Source organism: Hyella patelloides LEGE 07179 (assembly GCF_900659865.1).
Taxonomy (GTDB): Bacteria; Cyanobacteriota; Cyanobacteriia; order Cyanobacteriales; family Xenococcaceae; genus Hyella; species Hyella patelloides.
The window spans coordinates 1-8,562 of sequence record NZ_LR214061.1 but is presented as its reverse complement, the minus strand read 5'-3'; the positions used below and the strand labels follow the sequence as shown (position 1 = coordinate 8,562).

14 protein-coding genes are annotated in these 8,562 nt (G+C 36.3%); 7 read left to right on the top strand and 7 right to left on the bottom strand.

Annotation, left to right across the window (positions count from 1 at the left end; genetic code table 11):
- Positions 1-367 precede the first annotated feature (367 nt).
- Positions 368-493, top strand: coding sequence for a hypothetical protein (locus H1P_RS39080; protein ID WP_281291251.1), 126 nt, complete (start codon positions 368-370; stop codon positions 491-493).
- A gap of 42 nt (positions 494-535) precedes the next feature.
- Here H1P_RS39080 and H1P_RS28405 read toward each other — a convergent pair whose 3' ends face one another.
- The gene (locus H1P_RS28405) at positions 536-901 is read right to left on the bottom strand and encodes a hypothetical protein (protein ID WP_144874067.1); all 366 of its coding nucleotides are present in this window, start codon (positions 899-901) and stop codon (positions 536-538) included.
- Between the two features lie 190 nt (positions 902-1,091).
- On the opposite strand from H1P_RS28405, the gene H1P_RS28400 reads away from it, so the two are divergent.
- Positions 1,092-1,322: a hypothetical protein gene (locus H1P_RS28400; RefSeq protein ID WP_144874065.1), complete on the top strand. Its 231-nt coding sequence runs from the start codon at positions 1,092-1,094 to the stop codon at positions 1,320-1,322.
- An 83-nt stretch (positions 1,323-1,405) separates the two neighbouring features.
- On the opposite strand, the gene H1P_RS28395 is transcribed toward H1P_RS28400, so the two are convergent.
- Positions 1,406-1,990 carry a Uma2 family endonuclease gene (locus H1P_RS28395; RefSeq protein WP_144874063.1) on the bottom strand — a complete coding sequence of 195 codons (585 nt, stop codon included), beginning with the start codon at positions 1,988-1,990 and terminating at the stop codon, positions 1,406-1,408.
- A gap of 189 nt (positions 1,991-2,179) precedes the next feature.
- The gene (locus tag H1P_RS28390) at positions 2,180-3,520 is read right to left on the bottom strand and encodes a Glu/Leu/Phe/Val family dehydrogenase (RefSeq protein WP_144874061.1); all 1,341 of its coding nucleotides are present in this window, start codon (positions 3,518-3,520) and stop codon (positions 2,180-2,182) included.
- 172 nt (positions 3,521-3,692) lie between these two features.
- Here H1P_RS28390 and H1P_RS28385 point away from each other — a divergent pair, with 172 nt between their 5' ends.
- Positions 3,693-4,232: a DUF4330 domain-containing protein gene (locus tag H1P_RS28385; protein ID WP_144874059.1), complete on the top strand. Its 540-nt coding sequence runs from the start codon at positions 3,693-3,695 to the stop codon at positions 4,230-4,232.
- A gap of 147 nt (positions 4,233-4,379) precedes the next feature.
- Here H1P_RS28385 and H1P_RS28380 read toward each other — a convergent pair whose 3' ends face one another.
- Positions 4,380-4,772 (bottom strand): Fur family transcriptional regulator, encoded by a 393-nt coding sequence (locus H1P_RS28380; RefSeq protein ID WP_144874057.1) that lies wholly within the window; start codon positions 4,770-4,772, stop codon positions 4,380-4,382.
- Between the two features lie 127 nt (positions 4,773-4,899).
- Here H1P_RS28380 and purS point away from each other — a divergent pair, with 127 nt between their 5' ends.
- Positions 4,900-5,166: a phosphoribosylformylglycinamidine synthase subunit PurS gene (gene purS, locus H1P_RS28375; RefSeq protein ID WP_144874055.1), complete on the top strand. Its 267-nt coding sequence runs from the start codon at positions 4,900-4,902 to the stop codon at positions 5,164-5,166.
- A 128-nt stretch (positions 5,167-5,294) separates the two neighbouring features.
- A complete protein-coding gene (gene purQ, locus H1P_RS28370) occupies positions 5,295-5,984 on the top strand; it encodes a phosphoribosylformylglycinamidine synthase subunit PurQ (RefSeq protein ID WP_144874053.1) in 690 nt (229 codons plus the stop codon).
- A 12-nt stretch (positions 5,985-5,996) separates the two neighbouring features.
- On the opposite strand, the gene H1P_RS28365 is transcribed toward purQ, so the two are convergent.
- Positions 5,997-6,179, bottom strand: a complete 183-nt coding sequence (locus H1P_RS28365; protein ID WP_144874051.1) for a hypothetical protein — start codon at positions 6,177-6,179, stop codon at positions 5,997-5,999.
- On the opposite strand from H1P_RS28365, the gene H1P_RS40010 reads away from it, so the two are divergent.
- On the top strand, positions 6,179-6,295 hold the full coding sequence (locus tag H1P_RS40010; RefSeq protein WP_425461558.1) for an IS1/IS1595 family N-terminal zinc-binding domain-containing protein: 117 nt from the start codon (positions 6,179-6,181) through the stop codon (positions 6,293-6,295). The genes H1P_RS28365 and H1P_RS40010 overlap by 1 nt on opposite strands.
- 161 nt (positions 6,296-6,456) lie before the next feature.
- Here H1P_RS40010 and hpsJ-A read toward each other — a convergent pair whose 3' ends face one another.
- The gene (hpsJ-A, locus tag H1P_RS28360; protein ID WP_222427290.1) at positions 6,457-7,230 is read right to left on the bottom strand and encodes an HpsJ-like protein, cyanoexosortase A-associated; all 774 of its coding nucleotides are present in this window, start codon (positions 7,228-7,230) and stop codon (positions 6,457-6,459) included.
- A gap of 656 nt (positions 7,231-7,886) precedes the next feature.
- Between hpsJ-A and H1P_RS28355 the strand changes: the two genes are divergently transcribed.
- The gene (locus tag H1P_RS28355) at positions 7,887-8,156 is read left to right on the top strand and encodes a PAS domain-containing protein (RefSeq protein WP_144874047.1); all 270 of its coding nucleotides are present in this window, start codon (positions 7,887-7,889) and stop codon (positions 8,154-8,156) included.
- Here the strand turns inward: H1P_RS28355 and H1P_RS28350 are convergent.
- Positions 8,145-8,474: a transposase gene (locus tag H1P_RS28350; protein ID WP_246141608.1), complete on the bottom strand. Its 330-nt coding sequence runs from the start codon at positions 8,472-8,474 to the stop codon at positions 8,145-8,147. The genes H1P_RS28355 and H1P_RS28350 overlap by 12 nt on opposite strands.
- Between the last annotated feature and the right edge of the window lie 88 nt (positions 8,475-8,562).

Below are 8,562 nucleotides of genomic sequence, written 5' to 3'. Positions count from 1 at the left end.
AGCTTATAGCTACGAACCGTATTATTTTGGGTGACATTACTGTCTTGAACGAGTCCTAAAGGATACCGCTCCCCTAAAGGACTCGCTTCGCATCGCGCATATTGCTCATTGAGGGAAACCCAAGGGGCTGATTCTGTCGTTTCACGGCAGAACTCTTCTGCCCCGCCCAAGACCCCTAAAGGACTCGGCTTCGCCGTCGCGCACTCGTTCGCTAAATCAGCAACGCCCAAATTACTAATGGAACAGCATTTTTATCTGGTCTAGGTTTAACAGTTAGCTGTATTGGCTTTGCTGCTATTAATCAGAAACTTAATACAATTGATAAGAGCCTAAAAGATGTTCAAGCGATTAAATATTTTCTTAAAAGATGATTATTTTGACTTTGTTACCCAAAATACCCGCTTTTGAACTACGCCCAGGATCATTCTCTCACATAGCGATCGCTATCAACGAAACTGATTTTTTGGTCAAGACAGAATATCATTCTCCTTAATCAGCGATCGCTATTATCAGAGGCAAAGGATTAATAGGTCATTCACAATAAGAATTTCTTGATTGAGCCAAGTAATGTTCCAATCAAGATCCCATTTAATAAGTTCCCACCGATAATTGCTGGTACTAACCTGTCTGGATAATCATTGTCTATCCATAGACTCCATGGTGCCCCCGTAAACATAACCGCAGGAACAATAATAAACCCAATTACACCTCCGGCAGCTCCTACTCCACCAGTTCTTTTCTCGCGCCATACTAACATTGAAGAAAAGCCCAAGGCTGCGAACAAAAATCCAGTCGCGATGAGAAGACCACATAAGGCACTGGTAAAAATCGGTGTCTTATCGCAGTTAAAGTTTGACCAATTAATAGGTACGTTATCGAACAGGTAGTCCCACCAACTCATAAGCTTTCCTCAAATTTACTATTCTGGCTCTTCTAGTTATCCCACCAATTTTTAGCTTCTTACCATCAAGGATACACAACTAAAGCGATGCTCCATAGTCGCGATCGATGATTGATCCATTTTCAACCATCATCATGGCTCTGTTCATTTTTCGACTTCAAATAATCCCAAAACTCTAGTAATTCTTCATTTGTTAAAAATTGATACCAAGACAGCATCAGAACATCGTCATACAATTTTGCATAATTCTCGAAATACTCTTGGTGAAATTAATATGCGTTACCGAGAGCTTTTAGATACTCAAAAAATAAAACCATCTGATTTTAAACAAAAGCTTGCTAATTTACCAGAATCATCATTACTTGAAGGCTATCTAATTTTAGAACCAACTCATCAAAAAGTATTAGAAACAGTTGTATAAGCTGTAGTAGGGTGGGCAATGCTCACCCTACTTTTTATTAAAAAAATCTCAATAAATTTTATAGAAATAAATTAATACTTTATTTACTCACTAGCAGAAAAATTAACACCATTATAAAGTTCTGCTACTTCAATTTCTAGAGCGAGAAAACTTAACTTAATAATCGCATTTTCTGTCTTATATTCTGATAATAACCATTTACTTTCTTCAGTTTTACTAGATTGCATTACATGAAAACTATTTTGAGAGATTAAAATATATTCCTCTAAAGTTGTCAGCGATCTATAGTAAGTAAATTTATCTCCCTGGTCGTAGTTTTGAGTAGACTTAGATAACACCTCTGTAATTAAAATAGGATTAGTAACTGTAGTTTTACTTTTGTCTGTATAAATCGGCTCATTTTTAATTACCATGACATTAGGGTAGGTATATACATTGTGGTGGGATATCCATAAACGCACATCAGCAATATATACTTTATAGGACTTTTTTTTTAGAGCAAATTTTAGATTACTGTATAAATTACCTGAAATTTCATTATGATTTGTAGTACCTCCTGTCATTGGTATAATTTCTCCGTTGTGATATTCACTTTTATATTCGGCTTGCTCTTCTAAGGCTAAATATTCTTCTGGAGTATAGTAATGAGGTGGGGTTTTTAGTTGCATAATTAGTAAATCAGTAATGTTATTTTGGTATTAGGATTATGGCAAGATCGAGAATTATGGTAAGCAAATTGATTCAATAGCCTTAATAAATTGCTAATTTTTAAAATTGCTTTGCGCTTTCATCTCTGAGTTGCTTTAACTTTGTGTATTTGCCCCAAACTAAGCTAGATAAAAGACTTTGCGCGAGATTTAACGATCTCTTGAATTACTATAATAATCCCTTGTACCCTTAGCCCCCATCGCTTCACCAAGGCGATTTAAACCATGCACATAAGCAGCAGTACGCATATCAAGCTGTAGTTTTTGAGCTATTTCCCATACTTGTTGGGTTTCGACTTCCATTTTAGCCTTTAGTTTTTGATTAACTTCTTCTAGTGTCCAATAAAAGCCATTACGATTTTGTACCCATTCAAAATAACTAACTGTTACCCCACCAGCATTAACTAAAATATCGGGAATAACTTGAATATTTTGCTCTAATAATATTTTATCCGCAGCCGAATTAACAGGGCCATTAGCTACTTCAAAAATATACTTTGCTTTGACATCTTTGGCGTTTTCAGTAGTGATTTGATTCTCTAATGCAGCAGGAATTAAAACATCAACATCAAGAGTAAGTAATTCTTGATTAGTAATTGTTTGATGTTCTACAATATCGCAAACACTATCGCGACAGTAAACAGCTTTTATTTCCTTATTACTATTTTTATGCTGACGAATACTCGGAATATCTAAACCCCTTGGTGCGTAAATTCCCCCTTTAGAATCACTGACAGCAACTACTTTGTATCCTGCTTGAAATAGTAATTCGGCTAAAGTTGCGCCAGCATTACCAAAGCCTTGAATCGCAACGGTGGTTTGTTGAGGATTAATCTTAAATTTAGGTAAAATTGATTGAATTACGTAAAAAGCACCTGTTGAAGTAGCGGTATCTCTTCCTTTACTACCTCCAAGGGTTAAAGGTTTTCCTGTAACCACTCCTCTAATAATTTGTCGTTTGATGGTGCTGTAACGATCCATCATCCAACCCATAATAGTAGCGTTGGTATAGACATCGGGAGCAAGGATATCCACATTTTCCCCAATAAAATCCGCAATTTCGTTAATGTATCCCCTGCTGAGTCTTTCTAATTCTGCTTTGGATAATTCTTTGGGATTAACAATAATCCCTCCTTTTGCACCGCCAAAGGGTAAATCTAGTAAGGCACATTTGAAAGTCATCCAAAAGGCTAAGGATTGCACTTCATCAAGGGTAACACTGGGATGATAACGTACTCCTCCTTTCCCTGGCCCTCTGGTATCATCGTAACGCACTCGATAGCCTGTAAATATCTTGAGTGAGCCATTATCCATTCTTACAGGAATAGATACAGCGAGGCTGGCTCTGGGGTAACGCAGTCTTTCAATAGCATCTTCTGAGATTGAAACATATTGCAGCGCGTTTTCTAATCTTTGACTAGCATCAGCAAATAAAGAGGGTGATTTTGCTTGAGTATCAGGAGAATTGTTGGAAGAGACAATAGTTGTCATAAATAATGACCTAGTTGGTGGCTTATTTATTTTATTGAATCGTAAGGATTAGTATAATTGGTTACTTTTTTTATGTTTATTCATATTTTTTCCTCTTGGTTAGTACTCAATCACTATCTCAATCACTATTATGTATACTAAATTTCGGGAATAACTACGAGGATAATTAGCCATGAAGATTATTGATTCTAAAGGAAGGCTTTTCGGAAAAGTTAGTATTTTGGATTTGGGTGCTGCGGGAGTAATTTTACTTGCTGTGGCGGGTATCTTTTTCTTTCCTGGTACTTCTGTAATTCCAGGGGTAGCACAAAGTAACGTGAAGTCGATTGAAGTAGAAGTTTTGGTTAGAGGTTTGAGTGCTGGCGATTTTGATGGTTTACTAGCAGAATTCCAAGAGGATAAACAGGCTAGCATTGTCATTCGCAATCAACCCGCAGGAACAGTAGAAATTCTTGACACAGAACGTTTGCCGAGAACTACCCCTGTACCTCAGCCAGATGGTACGGTTAAAGCATTACCCGATCCTCGTCCTGAAGTCGCTTTGATTCACGATATGGTTCTTACTTTTGGTAGTCAAGCACAGGTTACAAGTGCTGGTGTGGTGATAGAAGGAACAAAAAAATTGAAAATTGGCACTCCTATTCGTTTAGAGGGAAGAACTTATGATTTTAATGGTAGTGTGATTACAATCCGTACCGATGTTGAAACGTAAGTTGTTAGTGGTTAATTGTTAATTGTTGATAGTTAATTACTATCTCGCCCATTCCCTTGTCCCCAAATGCGATGGGGATCAACACCCCAATACGACGGGTGTAAACACCTGGAAGCTAGGCAGGGTAGCTCGTCTACTTGCTACTTACTACTTGCTACTTGCTACTTGACATCGATCGCACAGTCCAAAAAATTCTAAGGTGTGATAATACACTTTAAACTGATGAGATGCTTCTAACTGCTTTTCTAGCTGATGTACGGGACATTGTTCGATGGGAATAGAGGTGTGACAGTTAACACAGGTTAAGTGATGGCGATCGCGACTGATAGAACTATAGACAGATTCCCCACTGGGCAATAACCTTACTTTTAGTTCTCCTTGCAACTTCAATGCTTCTAAAGAACGATAAACTGTGGCTAAACCCATATTCTGTTTGCGGTTACGCAACTCAATATAAAGCTCTTGAGCAGAAATAGCTTTTTTTAACTCTTGTAAAACTTGGATGACTTTTTGTTGGGAGCGAGTGCGCTGAGCTTTCATTGGGATATTCATCTAATGTGCGTATCTTAAGAAGGGGTAATAAATAGGCTAAACTATTTGGGTTAGTTTTATCGTAACTATAGTTCTTTTAAAATTTTAATCTGCAACAGTCATATTACTTACTTTCATGGCTAATAACTATCACGCTCGTATTTATGTTACCTTGCGTTCTTCAGTTCTCGATCCTGCGGGTACAGCAGTGGAATCTGGTATTAAACAAATGGGTTATTCAGGTGTAGAAGGAGTCAGAATTGGTAAATATATTGAAATGAAATTGACAGCAGAAGATGAAACGGATGCCAAGACTCAATTAGATCGAATATGCGATCGCCTTTTGGCAAATCCCGTAATCGAAAATTATTGTTTTGAAATCGATCGGTTGGTTAGTGGGTAGTTGTTACTCGTACTCTATTCGTGAGGATGATATCTTAATTTACTGGTTCGTTGCTCGTTGTTAGTGGCTCGTTGTTGGTTGTCACCAATGCCCATTACCTGTTAACTCTTCTCATTCTCTAAAAAAAAATGAAATTCGGTATTATTGTTTTCCCTGGTTCTAATTGCGATCGCGATATGGCGACAGTTACACAAGGTATATTAAACTTGCCTACTCGCATGGTGTGGCATCAAGATACAGATATTAACGATCTTGATGTGGTAGTTATACCAGGTGGCTTTAGTTATGGTGACTATTTGCGCTGTGGTGCGATCGCTCAATTTTCTCCTGTAATGAATAGTATTATCGAACACGCCAAAGCGGGAAAGTATGTTTTCGGTGTATGTAATGGTTTTCAGATATTAACAGAAGTCGGATTATTACCTGGTGCATTGATTAGAAACCGCGATCTACATTTTATCTGCGATCGTGTTCGTGTTAGAGTGGAGCGTAACGATCTGATTTGGACTCGTAAGTATAGTAAGCAGCAGGTAGTTACTTATCCTATCGCTCACGGTGAGGGTAGATACTTTGCAGATGAGGATACTTTAAAAGCTTTAGAAGAGAACAATCAGGTATTATTCCGTTATTGCAGTGCTAGAGGGGAAATTAACGAAGAGCATAACCCCAATGGCTCTTTAAATAGTATTGCAGGTATTGTTAATCAACAGGGTAATATTTTAGGTATGATGCCTCACCCAGAAAGAGCCTCTGATGCTGCGATTGGTATTAATGATGGGTTAGCGATGTTTGAAGGATTGGTTATGGCGATCGCTTAATTGATAGTTTGATTAGCTAACCTGATTAATTACGATTACGTCTGTTGCGCTCTGTTCTAATATTGATATACATCCCCCATCATTTCTTTGCTGTAAATTTAATTTCAAAGCCCTCTCAAAATCTTTTTCACTTTGAGCAATATTTCCTAATTCCTCGTAGAATGCATAATATTTTTGTTGAAAAATGAGTTTCAATATTCTGTCCTTATTGTGAATCAAAGCACATTATGAACAATAGTAAAATACATAAAGATAAGCAGAACCATAAATTTAAAGACTATGGTAGACTCTTTGTGGAAATTCGACAGTAGAAGAGAAGATTATCAGTCAATCGACTAAAAATTTGATTGACAAGCTATTACTAGAAAAAATCTCTAAAAATTGAAACTTACATTGGGGCAATTTGGTATTTCCTTCATCATTACAATCTATCCTGAAGTTTTCAGAGCTACCAAAAATATTTGTTAATCTCTCAAATCAAACGCTCTTTGCTATACATCAAAAACTTTCTTGCCCACTCACTATATTGCCAGATACTTACAAAAGACACTCCAGCAACAATTGTACCTAGTAGCCATTTAAAAGTTACTTTAAGCAAAAAATGTTGATTATTCTTTGAATTCTGCTGTAATTGTTTTATCTTTCTTTGTTCTGCTGAATTAATTTTATGGACTATTTGTTGTTTTTTTTCTCTAAAAGAAACATTAACATTAAAAGCTGAAGCTTGCTGATTTCTTACCCATATATTTTGTATTTGTCTATTGCTTAAATTATCTAGCTTCAGAATAAGTTGTTCCGCCTGTTGGTTTTGATTTGCCAACTGAATGTTAATTTTAGTTTGGTTAGCAATGTTAATTCGCCAAGAATTACCAATGATTAAAGGAACAAATAAAAAACAAACAATACCTAACAATAAAGCTAGCCAAGATAGCCAATAAAGTATTCTTAATTCACTATGCTTAACAGATTGTTGCTGAGGACGAAAGAAAACTAGCATATAACCCAGTAAAGTTACATAGACTGTATCAATAATTTTACCGATAGTATTGAATTCCCAGTCAGGGTTAAGAAAATGAGGAGGAATCAATATAATGGCGTAATCAATCATCATAAAAAATAGTATTGCATAGCCTAATAAATGAATACATTTATAAGACTGTCTTTCAGTTATTTCATTAGTAAGAATGCGTATTTTTTTTTTTTCGATTGGAAAGAGGCTGAAAAATAGTTCTAAACATAAGTCCACATATAAGTAAGTGTCAATCCTAATCAAGTATAGCTACTTAGTTATAACTTACTAAACTCAAAAATAGAACTAGTAAAAATACCGAAAAATCAGTATTTTTAAGTAAAGTAATTTAAGTAGTTATAAACGCGGAAAATACCAAAATTCACTTAAGCCAAAATAGTAAATCTACGTAATGAAAATTAACTAGAAGCAAAAATAAATTTAAAAAATATCTCGATCGATGTTTTTACCATTGCCACTCGATCTTTAAAACAGCCAACTAATGCTGTAATTTTTAATTTCGTCTGGGAAGATACAAATGATGTTTTACCAGACATCTTTTACTTCACTTAAGTGTGCGGAGTGGAAACCGCTCAGGAGTAGTTACAGAAGAAGGTTACCCCAAACTAAAAGTATTTCCTCAAAAACGAATCGCACATTTCAGGTTGCTACTCATGGCAAAAATCAACAGTGCTATTCATTTAACTAGACAATTTTGTCTAAATAAGATAAATTAATCTATGAACTAAGGTTGAGTAAAATCAAAAGTACTCCAAATTAAATCCAGCACTTGAGCTTGAGAGAAACGATGAGGGCAATTGGTTAAGATTGTTCCTGAATTCCTCTAAGATCTAGCCCTCTAGAAATTTGGCACTTAAGACGAAAATCAACTAATGTTACCTGAAATTAAGCGTTATCTACCTATAGCTCAAGCGATCGAGATGTTACTTTATCCTTATGCGGAAATCGTTCTGCACGATTTGGCGACAAACACAATTGCTGCTATCTTTAATAGTTTTTCCCATCGAGAACCAGGAGATGATTCTTTACTCGAAGAAATTGAGTTTGACTGTGAGAGAGGCTCTCGGTTAGTCCTAAAGGATATATCGAAGTGTATCCCTTTAGGGACACCTTCGGATAAGAGCATGAACCTATCCCACTAATATGATTTTGGTAATCCACATATGAATAGTTGCCAAAGTCAAAAAACCATCAAAAACAAGAGATTGACGTTCCCAACGAACCACTAAACGTCTATATTTTCTTTGAAACCAAGAGAAACATCTTTCTTGCTGAAAACGTGGTGTATCACTTTTAATTGGTCTTCCACGATGTTTTTTTGATTTGTAGACTCTTTTGGGGAATTGTGGTCTAATACCTCTTTTTCTTAATTGCTCTCGCTTCTCATGGCTATCATATCCCTTGTCTGCTGCTAACACTGAAAATCTTCGTCTAGGGCGACCTGGTTTGACTGTTTGAATTTTAATTTCATCTAGTAGAGGTAATACTTGGTCTCTTTCGCTACCATTGGCTGCCGTAGTTCGAGAACGCTAGTGGCATACCATTGCC